13 protein-coding genes are annotated in these 17,008 nt (G+C 49.8%); 12 read left to right on the forward strand and 1 reads right to left on the reverse strand.

The window, feature by feature from the left end:
- Positions 1-263: 263 nt before the first annotated feature.
- From NR121_RS18065 to NR121_RS18095, 7 genes are all read left to right on the forward strand, one after another.
- Complete coding sequence (locus NR121_RS18065; RefSeq protein ID WP_054819143.1) at positions 264-455, forward strand: hypothetical protein; 192 nt, start codon at positions 264-266, stop codon at positions 453-455.
- Between the two features lie 55 nt (positions 456-510).
- Positions 511-1,437, forward strand: a complete 927-nt coding sequence (gene accD / locus NR121_RS18070; RefSeq protein ID WP_062406953.1) for an acetyl-CoA carboxylase, carboxyltransferase subunit beta — start codon at positions 511-513, stop codon at positions 1,435-1,437.
- Positions 1,427-2,407, forward strand: coding sequence for an acetyl-CoA carboxylase carboxyltransferase subunit alpha (locus NR121_RS18075; protein WP_062406956.1), 981 nt, complete (start codon positions 1,427-1,429; stop codon positions 2,405-2,407). The genes accD and NR121_RS18075 overlap by 11 nt, the downstream gene beginning before the upstream one ends.
- Positions 2,400-4,157 (forward strand): pyruvate kinase, encoded by a 1,758-nt coding sequence (pyk, locus tag NR121_RS18080; RefSeq protein ID WP_062406958.1) that lies wholly within the window; start codon positions 2,400-2,402, stop codon positions 4,155-4,157. The genes NR121_RS18075 and pyk overlap by 8 nt, the downstream gene beginning before the upstream one ends.
- Positions 4,158-4,353: 196 nt before the next feature.
- Positions 4,354-4,761: an acyl-CoA thioesterase gene (locus NR121_RS18085; RefSeq protein WP_137669891.1), complete on the forward strand. Its 408-nt coding sequence runs from the start codon at positions 4,354-4,356 to the stop codon at positions 4,759-4,761.
- 7 nt (positions 4,762-4,768) lie between these two features.
- Complete coding sequence (locus NR121_RS18090; RefSeq protein ID WP_137669892.1) at positions 4,769-5,164, forward strand: FxsA family protein; 396 nt, start codon at positions 4,769-4,771, stop codon at positions 5,162-5,164.
- A 136-nt stretch (positions 5,165-5,300) separates the two neighbouring features.
- Positions 5,301-7,418: an RNA degradosome polyphosphate kinase gene (locus NR121_RS18095; RefSeq protein ID WP_062406963.1), complete on the forward strand. Its 2,118-nt coding sequence runs from the start codon at positions 5,301-5,303 to the stop codon at positions 7,416-7,418.
- On the opposite strand, the gene NR121_RS18100 is transcribed toward NR121_RS18095, so the two are convergent.
- Entirely contained in the window at positions 7,360-8,904 is a 1,545-nt protein-coding gene (locus NR121_RS18100; protein WP_062406965.1) for a Ppx/GppA phosphatase family protein, read from the reverse strand. The two genes, NR121_RS18095 and NR121_RS18100, sit on opposite strands and share 59 nt — an antisense overlap.
- A 345-nt stretch (positions 8,905-9,249) precedes the next feature.
- Here NR121_RS18100 and citZ point away from each other — a divergent pair, with 345 nt between their 5' ends.
- The 5 genes from citZ to NR121_RS18125 all read left to right on the forward strand — a co-directional run bounded on the left by citZ (position 9,250) and on the right by NR121_RS18125 (position 17,005).
- Positions 9,250-10,362, forward strand: coding sequence for a citrate synthase (citZ, locus tag NR121_RS18105; RefSeq protein WP_062406967.1), 1,113 nt, complete (start codon positions 9,250-9,252; stop codon positions 10,360-10,362).
- A 179-nt stretch (positions 10,363-10,541) separates the two neighbouring features.
- Entirely contained in the window at positions 10,542-11,837 is a 1,296-nt protein-coding gene (gene icd / locus NR121_RS18110; RefSeq protein ID WP_062406969.1) for an NADP-dependent isocitrate dehydrogenase, read from the forward strand.
- 120 nt (positions 11,838-11,957) lie between these two features.
- The gene (gene mdh, locus NR121_RS18115; RefSeq protein ID WP_054819145.1) at positions 11,958-12,899 is read left to right on the forward strand and encodes a malate dehydrogenase; all 942 of its coding nucleotides are present in this window, start codon (positions 11,958-11,960) and stop codon (positions 12,897-12,899) included.
- Positions 12,900-13,277: 378 nt separating this feature from the next.
- On the forward strand, positions 13,278-13,877 hold the full coding sequence (locus NR121_RS18120; protein ID WP_137669893.1) for a TetR/AcrR family transcriptional regulator: 600 nt from the start codon (positions 13,278-13,280) through the stop codon (positions 13,875-13,877).
- Complete coding sequence (locus tag NR121_RS18125) at positions 13,874-17,005, forward strand: efflux RND transporter permease subunit (RefSeq protein ID WP_256831641.1); 3,132 nt, start codon at positions 13,874-13,876, stop codon at positions 17,003-17,005. The genes NR121_RS18120 and NR121_RS18125 overlap by 4 nt, the downstream gene beginning before the upstream one ends.
- The last annotated feature ends 3 nt before the right edge of the window (positions 17,006-17,008 follow it).

The following is a 17,008-nucleotide window of genomic DNA, read 5'->3' on the forward strand; positions in this document are numbered from 1 at the left end:
AGTCTTTTTTTGGCGAAATGCCGATGATATTTAAGAAATCAGATCTCCCCGAAAAGCGCTAAGGTTCGGTTGCGGGCAAAAGAGCACTTATGATATCATTAATCCAATATGTCTGTGATTCAGAACGTGGGCCATAAGTTGTATCCACAATACTGAATCACCTTGACAAACGCTCGCGTCCTCAGCTTTCCTTATGAAAAAGGTTGATTTGCCAAGCTTTAGGACAGCGCTGCCGTTTTAACCTTGGGGAGGTCTTTTTTTTCATGTGGACGGTAATCTATATCGCTCCGACAGCCAAAATCGCTGAGAGAATCAAGCAAAGACTGACGGAAGAGGGCTTTCTTGTACAGGTGCGCGCGATCAACATGACAAAAAATCAATTTGAAATTTTAGTTCCCGAAGGCGAATTGGAAGAGGTTCAAGAGGTTCTAAACACCATTTTGCATAGATCATAGCCACAAGTACCGTTTGGGCACGGACAAGTCCATCATTCGCAAGTGAGGTGTAGACGTGCAGTTCAAAGATTTATTTCAGAAAAAAAGAAAATACGCCACTGTTCCATCGGCGGACAGGCCTGCGCCCAATGCTCCGGTTGATGGAGCGATCGACGTTCCCGAGGAGCGTCCGAAACGTGAAATTCCCGAAGGACTGATGAACAAGTGCCCGAGATGCGGGACCATCCAGTATAACAAGGAACTGGACAAGAACCTGAAGGTGTGTGCCGCGTGCGATTATCATTATAAACTCAACGCGGTTGAGCGCATCCAGATGACGATGGACGATGGCGAGTTCACGGAATTCGATAGTGAATTGGGCTCGGAAGATCCGCTGGGCTTTCCTGATTACGTGAACAAATATAACAAAGCTGTTGAAACTACGGGGATGCAGGATGCGGTGATTACCGGCGAGGGAACCATCGGCGGATACCCGGTTATTGTAGCGGTGATGAGCTTCGATTTTATGGGAGGCTCGCTTGGCTCGGTCGTAGGAGAAAAAGTGACAAGGGCTATTGAACAGGCCATTGCCAAACAGCGGCCGGTCATTATTTTCTCGACGTCGGGCGGAGCGCGGATGCAAGAGAGCATTCTCAGCTTGATGCAGATGGCCAAAACGAGCGCGGCCCTGGCCAAGCTGAATGAGCAGGGGGGACTGTACATCTCCGTTATTACAGACCCGACATTCGGAGGCGTGTCTGCGAGTTTCGCTACCTTGGGCGATTATATCATTGCTGAACCGGGAGCGGCTTTCGGCTTTACAGGACGCCGGGTGATCGAGCAGACGATTCGTCAGAAGCTGCCGGATAACTTTCAAACCGCCGAATTCAATCTCAAGCATGGACAGGTCGATTTCGTGGCGCACCGAAAAGAAATGCGGACCATGCTGACCAAGCTGCTTAGCATGCATACGGTAAAGGAGGAGACGGCCAGTGGCAAGTGAAATGCCTTTTGAGCTGCCGCTTGTCGAGCTTCGCGCGAAAATCGATGAGCTGCGCAAATTCGGAGAGGAAAAGAAAATTGATTTCTCGGACGAAATTGACCGGTTGGAGCAGCGATATCAGCAGTTGGAAGCCGAATTGTACTCAAGCATGACCACACAACAGAAGATGCAGGTGGCCCGCCATCCTCAACGTCCTACGACGCTCGATTACATTCAATACTTATTCACGGATTTTATTGAGCTTCATGGCGACCGTGTTTATGGGGACGACTTAGCCATCGTTGGCGGAATAGGCCGTTTTAACGGGATTCCCGTGACGGTCGTCGGACACCAGAAGGGCAAGGATACAAAGGATAATATCGCCCGCCATTTCGGCAGTCCTCACCCGGAAGGATTCCGTAAAGCGCTGCGTCTGATGAAGCAAGCCAATAAATTCAACCGGCCCATCATTACATTTATTGATACCAAAGGCGCTTATCCAGGGAATGCGGCAGAAGAACGGGGTCAAGGTGAAGCCATCGCGCGCAATCTGCTTGAGATGGCGTCCATGCGAGTGCCGATTTTATGCGTGGTGATCGGTGAAGGCGGCAGCGGAGGTGCGTTGGCGCTTGGCGTCGGCAATCGCGTGTTTATGCTTGAAAATTCGATCTATTCCGTGATCAGTCCGGAGGGTGCGGCCTCGATTCTATATAAAGACGCGTCGAAATCGATGGAAGCGGCCGAAGCGATGAAGATTACGGCTGATGAAATTTTAAAGCTCGGTGTGATTGACGCGATTATTCCGGAACCGAAGGGCGGGGCTCATCGGGATGTTGTCATGCAGGCTGAATCCATAAAACAAGTATTATGGGCGCACTTGCAGGAGTTAATGAAAATGACAGAGAAAGAATTAATGGAAGACCGTTATAAAAAATTTAGACAAATCGGTCGGTTCACAACCATTCAGGAGGGTAACCACAACCATGCGTAAAACCAAAATTGTTTGTACCATCGGACCGGTCAGCGAATCGCTGGACATGTTCAAGAAGTTGATCAACGCGGGAATGAACGTCGCGCGGCTCAACTTCTCCCACGGCGATTTCGAAGAACATGGCGCCCGGATCGCCAATGCCCGTAAAGCTTCTCAGGAGCTGGGAAAGAACCTTGCGATTTTGCTGGACACAAAGGGTCCGGAGATTCGCACAGGCAAGCTGAAGGACGATCAGAAGGTCGAACTGATTCAAGACCGGCTGATTACGCTCACGACTGAAGAAGTGCTCGGCGATGCTGATCGCGTGTCTATTACATACAGGGATTTGTACAAAGATGTAAGAATCGGTTCCACGATCCTGATCGATGACGGCTTAATCGGGTTGAGTGTTGAGGATATTCGCGGTACCGATATCGTTTGCCGGATTAAGAATGGCGGATTGCTTGGCAGCAAGAAAGGCGTAAACGTACCCGGCGTCAAAATTAATTTGCCGGGGATTACGGAAAAAGATGCGAACGATATTATTTTCGGTATTCAGCAGGGAGTTGATTTCATCGCTGCTTCTTTCGTGCGTAAAGCGAGCGATGTCATGGAAATTCGTGAAATTTTGGAGCGTCATAACGCTGCTCACATTCAGATCATCTCCAAAATTGAAAATCAGGAAGGCGTAGACAACCTCGATGAGATTCTGGAAGTATCCGACGGACTTATGGTGGCGCGGGGAGACCTCGGTGTGGAAATTCCGGCGGAGGATGTACCGATCGTACAAAAAGCCATGATCAAAAAATGTAACCAGGTGGGCAAGCCGGTCATTACGGCAACGATGATGCTGGATTCGATGCAGCGCAATCCGCGTCCGACCCGTGCGGAAGCAAGCGACGTAGCCAATGCGATTTTCGACGGATCCGATGCCGTGATGCTGTCCGGTGAAACGGCGGCGGGAAAATATCCGGTCGAGTCTGTGCTAACGATGGCCCGGATTGCGGAGCGTGCGGAGCAGGCATTGGAACACCGTGAAATTTTCATCCGCCAAAGCAATGCTCAGCAAACCACGGTGACGGAAGCGATTAGCCAGGCGGTTGCCAACTCCGCTTTGGACCTTGATGCGAAGGCGATTCTGACCGCTACCGAAAGCGGCTATACGGCACGTATGGTTTCCAAATACCGCCCGAAAGCACCGATTATTGCCGTTACCCCGGATGACCGGGTATTGCGCCGATTGTCTCTCGTTTGGGGCGTTATGCCGGTTAAGGGCGAATCTTGCTCCTCCACGGATCAATTGTTCGAGCATGCGGTTGACGCCAGTGTCAAAACCGGTTTAGTCAGCCTTGGCGATCTGGTTATCATCACGGCGGGCGTACCGGTAGGACGTTCCGGAACGACAAACCTGATCAAAGTGCATCAAATCGGCGAAATGATTGCCAAGGGACAAGGAATCGGTACTCAGATCGCTACCGGAAAAGTGATCACGGCTCGCAGTGCGGAAGAGGCGAACACCAAAGCAACCGAAGGGTGCATTCTTGTCACTCCTACGACAGATAAAGAATATATGCCGGCATTCGAAAAGGCCGCAGCCGTCATTACGGAAACGGGCGGGATTACTTCCCATGCAGCCGTGGTTGGTATCAGCCTTGGCAAGCCTGTGGTCGTTGGTGTAGTTAACGCGCTGGAGATTCTAAAGGACAATGAAGAAGTCTCCATATATCCCGAAGTGGGCGTCATCTACTCCGGACGGGCTCGGGTACTGTAAGAATGCCCCGGGCATACAAAAAGAGCGGACCCGCTTGCGGGTGCGCTCTTTTTTCTATAATATAAGACTTTACAAGTTGATCGGCAGGGTCACGATTCTGATAGTTGAAGAAAAGGTTCATTCAAAACACGGACCGTTCTTCATTGAATGGGCTTCGATCGGAGCATTTATCGAATGAGAGGTGAAAACATAAACTATGAAAACATTTCGTCATCACATACGTGTGCGGTATCAGGAAACAGACCAAATGGGAGTCGTGTATCACGCCAATTATTTAAACTGGTTTGAAATCGGCCGAACGGAGATGATCCGGGAGATGGGCATGCCGTATCGGACTTTAGAGGCCAAGGGGCTGCTGCTTCCTGTTATTGAAGCGGATCTGAAGTTTCATCAGCCGGCCCGTTATGACGATTCGATTACAATCCTTACCCGGATTGCAGAGTTTAGTCACCTGCGCATTCGTTTTGAGAGCGAAGTTCACAGGGAAAGTGAACTGCTGGTCAGCGGAGGCACCCGGCATGTGTGGCTGAACCGCGATTGGAAACCGGTCCGAATCGATAAAGAAGCGCCGGATGTATACGCGCTGATCAAGGAATGGAGCTGATCCGTCCATGTTACGTTATGTTGTCATCGCATTGATTGTGATTCCGGCTTTGGAGCTGATCGTTATCTTTCAAATGGGTAAGCTGATTGGCGGTTGGCCCACCTTCGGATTGATGATCGTGACCGGTTTTTTGGGCGCATGGCTTGCGCGCAGAGAGGGCCTCAAGGTGTGGCGGCAGGCACAGAATCAGCTTTCTCTGGGCCAGCCTCCCGGGGATTCGATTGTGGACGGAATATGTGTGTTTACCGGAGGAATACTGCTGTTAACTCCCGGCCTTTTGACGGATGTGCTTGGATTTCTTCTCGTGTTTCCGCTTAGCCGTCCAATGTTTAAAGGTTGGATATACGCGTTATTACGCAAAATGGCAGACCGGGGAAATACTTATTTTTTTTGGCGCAGATAGGTCCTGACTATTTTTTCAGACATTTACATAAAATTAACAAAGTCTGCATCATCTCTTAACAATATCGAATTATGATGAACAATGTAGAAAAGGACAAGCGAAAACGGTGGATTTTCATGGAGGTCATAATGCGAATATGAAAGATACAACGGTCCGTGAAACGTCGAACAACTATTTGAATCGTGATTTGAGCTGGATTGAATTCAACAGACGTGTGCTTGAAGAAGCGCAGGACGCGGGGACGCCGCTGCTGGAGCGGGTAAAATTTCTTTCCATCGTATCCTCCAATTTGGATGAGTTTATGAGTGTGCGGGTAGCGGGGATCATCGAGCAGATGAAAGCGGGTCATACCAAAAAAGATTTTACGGGCTACACTCCTGCCGGATTATTCAAGCGAATCATGAAACGGACGGCAAAGATGGTCGCGGATCAGTACAAGACTTATCGGGATCTCATGAGACAATTAGCCAAAGAAGGCATTATCTTTACGCGGTATGATGATTTGAATGCAACGCAGCGTAAAGCCATGGACGAATATTATCACGAGATCGTTTTTCCCGTGCTGACTCCGATGGCGGTGGACCAGGCGCGGCCGTTTCCGCTGGTGCACAGCCAAGCGCTTTATTTGGCGGTGGTCTTGATGAAAGAAGGAGATAGCGAGGAGGAGGAACCTTATTTTGCCATTGTTCAGGTACCTTCGATTTTGAGCCGTTACATTGCCGTTCCGGGGCGGACCAACAGGAAGAAGCATGAATTTATTCAAATGGAAGATTTGATCGAAAAGCACATCCAGACCTTGTTCAGCGGCTATATTCCGGTGTCGGTACACGGCTTTCGGGTGACGCGAAATGCAGATCTTACGCTCAATGAAGAAGACGCGGAGGACCTGCTGGAGGAAATTGAAAACCAGTTGCGTAAACGGCGTTGGGGGGATCCTGTTCGTTTGGAGGTTCAAAAAGGGATTCATCCTTACGCTCTGAACAAGCTGATTGACGAATTCGAAATCATTTCGGAATACATATTTGAAATCGACGGTCCGCTTGACTTGACCTATTTCATGAAGCTTGCAGCCTCGGTGCAGGGATACGATCATCTCCGCTATCCTCCGATTAAGCCGGTATATCCGCATGAGCTGGACGATGTCGAGGATTTGTTTGCCAAGCTTCGCGGGCAGGATGTGCTCGTCTATCATCCGTACGAGTCGTTCGATGCCGTTACCGACTTTATATGCGATGCAGCCTACGATCCTCAGGTCCTCGCGATCAAAATGACATTGTACAGGGTCAGCGGCAATTCCCAGCTTATTCAAGCGCTTGCACGCGCGGCTGAATCCGGCAAGCAGGTGACGGTCGTGGTGGAACTGAAGGCGCGCTTTGATGAAGAGCGGAATATCGCGTGGGCGAGAAAGCTGGAGCAGGCTGGTTGTCATGTGGTATACGGTCTGGTAGGGTTAAAGACGCACTGTAAAATCACCTTGGTCGTTCGTCAGGAAGCGGACGGACTTCGGAGGTACGTACACGTGGGTACAGGCAATTACAATGATAACACGGCTAAGCTTTATACGGACGTGGGATTATTTACTTCTCATAAAATCATAGGGGAGGATGCTTCCGCACTGTTTAACGAGGTAACCGGTTATTCCGCTCCCCATAATTGGAAAGCTTTCGGCGTGGCGCCGACCGATATGATGGAGAAGTTTTTCGAGAAAATCCGACGGGAGAAGAATAACGCCGCTGAGGGCAAGCCGGCTCACATTATTGCGAAGCTGAATTCGCTTTCGAACCAGCAAATGATCGATGAGCTGTATGCGGCGTCCCAGGCTGGCGTCCGCATCGATTTGATCGTTCGGGGAGTATGCTGCTTAAGACCGGGGGTTCCCGGCTTAAGCGAACATATTACGGTGCGCAGCATCGTTGACCGTTTTCTTGAGCATTCGCGTATTTATTACTTCGAGAACGCAGGCGACCCCGAGGTCTATATTGCCAGCGCGGATTGGATGACGCGGAATTTAACCCGCCGGATTGAATTGATGTGTCCTGTGTTCGATAAACAGAATGTGCAGTCGTTGATTAACGTTTTGCAGCTAAGCCTGCGGGACAATGTGAAGGCGAGACAGCTTCAATCGAACGGCATGTATGAGCCCGTTCGATTGAAGGATGCTCCCCCGAGGCGGAGTCAATTCGAAGCGATGCGCATCAGGTCGTGGAAAACGACGTTTCCTGACAATGAAGCTGAAGACCCCAAATCTTCTTGAACTCCTTTTGCAATCCCTCGACCTCTCTGTATTCGGCAGAGGGGTCGTGTTTTCTTTTTAGGCGCAAATTCAATGAAGGGCCTTCGATGGAGACGGATTCAAGTTCAAGGGCCTGCGTTTCACTGGCATCCAGAGCAATGGCGAGACGAACCAGGGTTCCCAGCTTGCATATGAGCTCGATATCTGAATCCGAGATAATATCCTTGTGTTGAAGAACCGCTTGCAGCGTTCTGTTTTTTGCTTTGTATGTGGCGATCAGAGCGCAGAAAAGCAGCTCACGGTGGGTAAGTCCGTCGATTCTCGTATAAGCGATCATGTGAAACGTGTGCTTGGGAAATTGGTAATATTGCACGGAGGCGCCGATTCGGTACAGCTTGGATGCAATGCTGAGGCAAAGCCTCATTTTTGAATCGTGAAGCTGCAGCAGCTTGGTTTGAGCCAAAACGTCAAAAAGCTTCAGCGCGTTTTCATTTACACGGGTAATATGCACTTGGGGAGCCGTAGAATGCAGGCTTAAGAATTGGTCCGCACTGCGTTCTGCGATATGCAAATGCCCCGTATCCGGAGGACAGAAGCTCTCGAAAAAGAGTCCGTCCCGGAGGCCGGCCCCGCTAACAACATATTGCAATGCGCCAGTTGCCTGAAAGACCGTTTGCAGGATAATGACACCCGGCACGATAATATCGTAACGGTCCTTGGAAAGACCATCGACTTTTTTTCTCCTCTCTCCGGGCAAGTTCGAGAGCCATAGAGCCAGCTCGTCCATATCCTCAGGAGATATGACGTAGTTATGCGGAATAGGCAGTGAATATTTACGCTTGCGTTGGTTGATTTTACTAAGCGTTCGAACCCCGCCCCCAAGCCCGACAAGCGGAAGTCCGGGGTTTTGGCTGATCCAGGAATGCGCAGAGAGCGCCCGCTGGACCATTTGCCGGATACCGTTCAGTTGTTCTGCCTGGAATTCACCGTCCGGTGCAAACTTGCGGGTCGTATTTACGGCGCCGAATGGAAAGGAGACGCTGCGGAGCAGCTTCCGGTCGCGAAATAGGCTGATTTCCGTGCTGCCGCCGCCGATATCGACGAGATAACCGTCCGATATGTCCATCGTCTGGATCATTCCCAGAAATCCGAGCCGGGCTTCGTCCTCTCCGGACAGGATTTCAATGTGAAAGCCGGTTTGCTTCGTTAGGGCATCGACAATTTCCCGCGCATTTGTAGCGTTCCGGATCGCAGCCGTGGCAGCAGCGCGGCAGTCTGTGACGCCATGGGCATCACAGATGCGTTTGAAATGCGACAGCATGCGTACGATGTTTTGTATTTCAGCAGGAGGCAGGCCCCCGTCAGGTCCGATCCGCTGACTCAGCCGGGCAGATTCCTTGAATTCACCGATAACCCGATAGGCCCCGGTTTCGTGAAGTTCGTAGATGGCCAAGCGGATGGAGTTGGAACCGATGTCGATGATGCCGATTCTTCGGCTGTTGTTCATGGCTTTCTCCTCCTAGAGTTTTGCCGGAGCAAGACTTGATGCGTAACGAAAAAGATAAACTTATTTTAACATCGTTTGTCCAGCCTGCAAAACTTTGAAGAATGTGTTTACATCGGTTAAGAAATGTTTTGTACAGGGCCGTTTTCTTCGTTATGAGAATATTGGAAAGACAAAAATAGCATAATATCAAGTGTTTGAGTCTATACGATTCATCAAGAAATGACCATGGGATAGCATATGTTTATTGTGCTGATAATGAACTTTTATGTCCAAATTTGTTCACATCGGTAGATAAATCCTTTATATTAGACTTATGTGAAATCGAACGCAAAAGGAGAGATTAACTTGACTGCTACCAAAGGATTGGAAGGAATTGTCGCTACTACCTCTTCCGTTAGCTCCATCATTGACGGTGTGCTCACCTATCGCGGTTATAATATCGACGACCTTGCGGAGAATGCAACATTTGAAGAAGTCGTATATTTATTATGGTATGGCAAGCTGCCTAATCGCTCAGAACTGGACCGGTTGCTAAAGGATTTAAGTGAAAACGCTGCGATTCCTGCAGAAATCATCGACCAAATCAAATTATATCCAAAAAATGTAAATTCTATGGCTGCTCTGCGCAGTGCTGTTTCCAGCCTGGCTCTTTACGACGAAGAAGCAAATGATATGAGCAAAGAAGCCAACCTGCGTAAAGCGATCAAGCTGCAGGCCCAAATTCCGACGATTATTGCTGCGTTTGCCCGTATTCGTGAAGGGAAAGAGCCGATCGCTCCGAAGGCCGGCGTTTCCATTGCCGAGAATTTCTTATATATGCTAACCGGCAAAAATCCTGAAAAAATTGCTGTTGAAGCGTTGGACAAAGCTCTTGTTCTCCACGCTGATCACGAGCTGAATGCCTCCACTTTTGCGGCTCGTGTTACCGTTGCCACGCTCTCCGATATTTATTCCGGCGTTACTTCTGCGATCGGAGCGCTCAAGGGACCTCTGCACGGCGGAGCAAACGAGGCGGTTATGGCGATGCTGGAGGAAATCGGTACGGTTGATAACGTTGCAAACTATATCAATGAGAAGCTGGCTAACAAGGAAAAGGTCATGGGCTTTGGCCACCGCGTATATAAAAATGGCGACCCGCGTGCGAAGCATCTTCAGAAGATGTCTCAGGAATTGGGTAAAATTACAGGCAATTTGAACTGGTATAACATGTCCATTCAAATCGAGGAATTGGTTACCGGTCAAAAAGGCCTGAAACCAAATGTGGACTTCTACTCCGCATCGGTGTATACTTCACTGGAAATCCCGCGCGACCTGTTTACCCCAATTTTTGCGATCAGCCGTACTTCCGGCTGGACAGCTCACATTCTGGAGCAGTATGATAATAATCGTCTGATCCGTCCACGTGCTGAATATACGGGTCCTTTGCATCAAGTCTTTGTTCCGATCGAGAAGCGCTAATGATCGGAGATTGAAATTTTTGCTTGTTACCTAAACGGGCTGCTGCGGCGTCTTTTTTACCTCGGCTTTCATAGTAAGGCTTGAGACAAGCGCCGCGGCTCCCGTATATTTTTGAGGGTATCCCTAATTCTCGGGTCAGTGCAAACTGGCTCCAATTTTACGAGGAGGTTTATATATCTATGGTACAATTTGAACAATATGCGCAACCGACAGAAGGCGAGCGTATCACGATCACGAACGGTCAATTGAACGTTCCGAACAATCCGATTATTCCTTTCATCGAAGGCGACGGTACCGGTCCGGACATCTGGGCGGCAGCCCAACGCGTGTTGGACGCAGCGGTAGAAAAAGCGTACAAAGGCGAGAAAAAAATCGCGTGGTATGAAGTGTTTGCCGGAGAGAAAGCTTTCAATAAATTTAACAACTGGCTGCCGGCCGATACACTTACTGCTATTCGCGAATACATTGTTGCCATCAAAGGGCCTTTGACTACTCCGATCGGCGGCGGTATCCGCTCCCTGAACGTAGCTCTTCGCCAAGAGTTGGATCTGTATGTATGTTCCCGCCCGGTTCGCTACTTCAACGGTGTACCTTCCCCTGTGAAACGTCCTGAGCTCGTGGACATGGTTATTTTCCGTGAGAACACAGAGGATATCTATGCAGGGATCGAATGGGCTTCGGGCTCGGAAGAAGTGAAAAAAGTCATTGCGTTCCTGCAAAACGAAATGGGCGTGAAAAAGATCCGCTTCCCGGAAACGTCCGGTATCGGTATCAAGCCTGTATCTTCCGAAGGTTCCAAGCGTCTGATTCGTGCGGCAATCGAATATGCGATCCGGCATAACCGCAAGAGCGTAACCTTAGTTCACAAAGGTAACATCATGAAATTTACGGAGGGTGCGTTCAAAAACTGGGGTTATGAGCTTGCTGAACAAGAGTTTGGCGACAAAACCTTCACATGGGCGCAGTACGATAAAATTAAAGAAGAGCAAGGCACAGAAGCAGCAAACAAAGCGCAAAAAGATGCGGAAGCCGCCGGTAAAATCATCATCAAAGATGCGATTGCGGATATCGCTCTGCAGCAAGTACTGACTCGTCCGACTGATTTTGACGTCATCGCCACACTGAACCTGAACGGCGATTACCTGTCCGATGCATTGGCGGCTCAAGTAGGCGGAATCGGTATCGCTCCTGGAGCGAACATCAACTATGTGACCGGCCATGCCATTTTCGAAGCAACTCACGGTACGGCTCCTAAATATGCAGGTCTCGATGTAGTTAATCCAGGCTCCGTTATTCTGTCCGGCGTTATGATGCTTGAGCATCTGGGTTGGCTGGAAGCGGCTGAACTGATCTACAAAGGTATGGAAACCGCGATCAATAATAAAACGGTAACTTACGACTTTGCACGTTTGATGGAAGGCGCAACCGAAGTGAAATGCTCGGCGTTTGCGGATGAGATCATCAAAAACTTCTAAATCGATTGCACCTTGATCCCTTTCTAAAGGAGTAAATTGGGTTTTATATCCTTTGAACGGCGAAAGCTTGTCCGAGGATATGAACCCATCAACAATATAATTTCGGGAGGCAACCAAATCATGGCGATTCAACGCAAAAAGATTACGGTTGTAGGCGCTGGTTTCACAGGTGCAACTACGGCGCTAATGCTGGCTCAAAAAGAACTTGGTGACGTGGTATTGTTGGACATTCCCCAGCTTGAGAACCCGACAAAAGGAAAAGCGCTGGACATGCTGGAGGCTTCTCCGGTACAAGGATTTGACGCTAACATCATCGGTACTTCCAACTATGACGATTCGAGCAACTCCGATATCGTCATCATTACTGCAGGAATTGCTCGTAAGCCGGGGATGAGCCGTGACGACCTCGTGACTACGAACGCCGGCATTGTAAAATCCGTTTGCGAAAACGTCAAAAGAACAAGCCCGGAATCGATCGTTATTATCCTCAGCAATCCGGTAGATGCAATGACTTATGTTGCTTTCGAGACACTCGGTTTCCCTAAAAACCGCGTTATCGGTCAATCCGGTGTTCTGGATACAGCACGTTACTGCACATTCATCGCACAAGAGCTGAACGTGTCGGTTGAAGATGTCCGCGGCTTTGTGCTTGGCGGTCACGGCGATGATATGGTACCTCTCATTCGTTACTCCAACGTTGGCGGTATTCCGATCGAGAAGCTGATTCCTGCTGACCGCATCGAAGCCATCGTGAAGCGTACGCGCACCGGCGGCGGCGAAATCGTCAATCTGCTTGGCAACGGTTCGGCTTACTATGCGCCTGCGGCCTCACTTGTGCAAATGACAGAAGCGATTCTTAAAGACAAGAAGCGCATTCTTCCTTCCATTGCTTTGCTCCAAGGCGAATACGGCTATGACAACCTGTTCATGGGTGTTCCGACGCTTCTTGGCGGCAACGGCATTGAGAAAGTATTTGAACTGGAACTGCTTCCCGAAGAAAAAGCGGCGCTGGACAAATCTGCCGAATCCGTACGTAATGTAATTAAAGTCGTAACCAGCTAATTAAAAAGATTATACTTCAAACCAGCCTTCCGGCCCTTGCCGGAGGCTGGTTTTTTAATTGAAGTTTGATGAGGAGGGGCAGAAAATTCTGCCCTTCACTCTAGATTTGTGAAGTCGCCTTGAGGCGCTTTTCTCTTTAGAGACTGCTGCAAAGCTGAAAATCAGCGCAGCAGCGAGCGGAGACGCAAAAAGCCTCTCTGTAAGGTCGATTTTCAGCGTAGCGGCCCGCGGCGCGGTTTTTCTTGTAAATCCCTTATTGAAATTAATGGTAAATCATGTTACCATCTGAAATGACTGACTAGTCAGTCATAATATTTCAATTGCAAAATGTTTTCACAACATGTTTTTGCTATTTTATTTTTTATAGGGGGAAATGGCGTGGCAGCAGACAAGAGAGACAGCATTATTGAATCAGCGCTTAAGCTTTTTGAAGAAAAAGGCTACCACAGCACGAAAATTTCGGATATTGTGCAGAACGCGGGAATGGCGCAGGGAACGTTTTATTTATATTTCAAGAGTAAAGAAGATATGTTCCGCCAAGTGGCCGAGGCTTGCCTGGATGAAATTGTGGGCGCTTTGGCACAAGGGCCTTCAGTAACGGAAGGTTTTGATTTAGATCGAATGCTGTACCGGATCATCCGTCAAACGCTTGTTATTTACTATGAGAACCGGACGATTTTAAATATTATAAACCAGCATGGTTCCGCGTCTCCTGAGATAGCCGATATTTACAAGCTATTTTATGATAGAATGGCAAGCGTTATCAAAGGTAAGCTTGTACAGCTTCAGGCGTATCCGGGCTACACGGATGAACAGCTGGAAATGACCGCATATGCCAAAATCGGTATGGTAGAGTTGGCTGCGTACCAGTGGTTTGTTGAGAGGAAATGCGGTCCGGAGCACATTGACTCGCTCACAGAGGTATTGGTCGGCGTAAATATCAATTGCAAGCCGGGAACGGATGTGAAGGGGGGATGATCGGCAAAATCCTGAAGTATCGAAAAGTGACGCTGCTTTTTTTTGTCATGGCGGTGCTGCTTGGCATATTCAATATATCCAAGATGAAGCAGAGGGAAAATCCGGAGATTGATCTGACCGTAGCGGTCGTCAAGACGATTTATCCCGGAGCTTCACCGGAAAAAGTGGAGCAGTTCATTACCCGGCCTTTAGAGGATAAAATCAAGGAGATGAGCGATATTTCCGTGGTCAGCTCCACTTCGTCGGCGAACGTCTCGGTCATTCAAGTGGAGGTCAAAGCGGATACGGACATCAAACGGGCATGGGACACGCTGCGGCAGAAGGTGCAGTCCGCGTCAAGCGAGCTGCCTCAGGACGCGCATCAACCAGAGGTGAATGACGATCTCGGTAAGATTGCAGAGCAAATCCTCCATTTCGTGGTGGAGACTCCCGAGGAGCTTGAACCGCTCAGGCCGGTCATGGAAATGTGGAAAGAACAGCTTGGCACGGTTCCTGGCGTCAGCAATGTAGAGATCGTCGGCTTGCAGGAACAGGAAGTGGCTGTAACGCTGGATACCGACAAGCTGAACACCTTCCGGCTGCCTTGGGGAGTCGTGGCGCAGGCGCTTCAAAACAAACAGAATCGTATTCCATTAGGAATGGTCGATAAAGGCACGAAGCAATATTTCGTGAACATGAGCGGAGAATGGAAATCGGCGGAGGATATCGCAAATACGGAAATTTACGGTCTGCCGGGCGGAAAAACGCTGAGAATCGGAGATATTGCCGACGTCAAGCTGCAGCCGAAGAAAAGGGAAGTCAGCATCATACATAACGGGAAACCTGCGCTGGACTTGGTTATCAATGCGGCAAAGGGCGCGGATATACCGGATCTGCAAAAGCGGATTGACCGGAAGGTGTCCGAGCTAAAGCCGAAGCTTCCGGAGAATGTCGAGCTGCAATCGCTTTTTACCCAGAAGGAAAGCCTGGATCATTTGTTTAAAGAGCTGATAAAAGAGCTGTTGATCGGCATCATGGCGGTTATCGTCGTTTGTTCGATGGGTCTTGCGTTCGGGACCGCTCTGATCGTTGCGCTGGCCATTCCGATTTCGATCACGGTCGGCTTTATTCCGGTGGAATTTATGGGGATCGATTTAAACCAAATCACCATTGTGGCGATAGTGATTGTGCTGGGAATTCTAGTGGATGACGCCATTGTCGTCAACGATAATATTCAGCGCCGGCTCCAACTGGGAGATGACCCTCGGACTGCATCGCTTGAAGGAAGCCGTGACGTCGCCATCTCCATCCTGACGGCGACGATCGCCACAGCCGCAGCTTTCCTGCCGCTGTTCTTTTTGAAAGGAAATATCGGCAGCTTTATCCGTCCGCTGCCTGTAGTGATCTCGTTCACGTTGGCCGCGTCGATGGCCATGTCGCTTACCATCATCCCCATTTTCCGTACATGGGCAGCCGAACGCAGGCTCCGGCGCCGGAGCCTACAATCGACAGATGCCGTCGACACTTCCCGTAAGGCGCATGCCGATCCGGAATTACAGCAGGCTCCCGGTCTGCTCGGCAAACAGATCCAGCGGTTGAGTATGGTGTACAGCAAGCAGATTCACCGCTTTTTGCAAAGACCGCTGCTTACAGGAATGGCCGCGCTTTTGGTGGGAACAAGCGCCTTTGGTCTGCTTCCGCTGCTGGGTGTGCAGTATTTCCCGCCTGCGGAGAAAGAAGAAATGCTGATCGACATTAAGCTTCCAAAGAACAGGTTGTTTGCGGAAACCGAGTATACGGTATCTAAAGCGGCAGCTTGGGTAGGGCAGCAGCCGGGTGTACGTTTCGTCTCGTCGTATGCAGGCCGTTCCACTCCAAAGTTTTATTATTCCGAAGCCGATGTATCGGGGACTCATGTGGGCCAGCTATTCGTAAAGATTGATCCTAAGGTCATTCAAACGAAGGAAGTGGTTTCTGTATGGAGGGAAGAGCTCAAGGCGATGTTCCCGCCTGATGTGGAGATTACGCCGCGTGAGCTGGAGCAAGGTCCGCCTGTAGGAGCGCCGATCGCTTTGCGCATCAGCGGAGGAGAGCTGTCACAGCTTCGGCAAATCTCGTCGGACATCCAAGGCATGCTTGAGGAAATCCCGGGCACGGTCAGCGTATCCGACGACGTTGGAGACGATATGAACACGGTCGAGATTGATCCCGATCCGGCCAAGCTGAGTCTATTTGGAGTAAACGAGAACGATCTCTCCATGACCCTTCGCATTGCCACAGAGGGTCTGGAGGTGGCGGAGATGCAGAAAGGTAAGGATTTAATTGATGTGACTCTGTATGCTAAGAAGAAGACCCATGATCCTGTGGAAACCATGAAAGACATGTACGTGCCTGCGCTGCAGGGCGGCACCGTTACCATTGGTGAACTGGGTGTGATCAAGGAAAGCCGGATGATCCAAACCATACATCACCGCAACTTGACCCGTACGATCACGGTTCGAAGCTTTGTACAGGATCGTCTTGCGGATGACATTGTAAAGGAGCTTCAAGTCAAGCTGCAGCAGTATTCTCTGCCTGCGGGCTATTCCATCGAATTCGGCGGAGAAAACGAGGAGCGCAACGATGCGTTCGCTTCCATCGGAATGCTCTCTTTGATCGTTCTTCTTTTGATTTATGTGATTATGGTCATGCAGTTTTATTCTCTTTCCATACCGCTGCTGATTCTGTCAACCGTTTATCTGGCTGCCGGAGGAGCGGTCATCGGTTTGTTTCTGACAGGGTCGCCTATAGGGTTTATGGCGCTGATGGGACTGGTCAGCCTGGCCGGTATCGTGGTGCGGAACGGGATTATTCTCATTGAATTCATAGAACAGGCGAGGGAGCGCGGACTTCCGCTGTACGAGGCTGTGGCGGAAGCAGGGAAATCCCGTCTGCGGCCCATATTGCTGACGACGGCAACGGCGATCGGCGGCTTGCTTCCGATGACCATCATGGGTGGGAACCTGTGGCGGCCGATGGGCATCACCATCATCTCCGGCTTGCTTTATTCGACTTTGCTGACCTTGATCGTTGTTCCATCCTTGTTCGTGATACTGGCCAAGCGGCGGGATCAGAGGGCAGCCAAAGCGGGCATAAGCGAGCATGCGTAGCGC

It is taken from the genome of Paenibacillus sp. Pae15 (genome assembly GCF_024519685.1).
Lineage (GTDB): Bacteria > Bacillota > Bacilli > Paenibacillales > NBRC-103111 > Paenibacillus_G > Paenibacillus_G naphthalenovorans.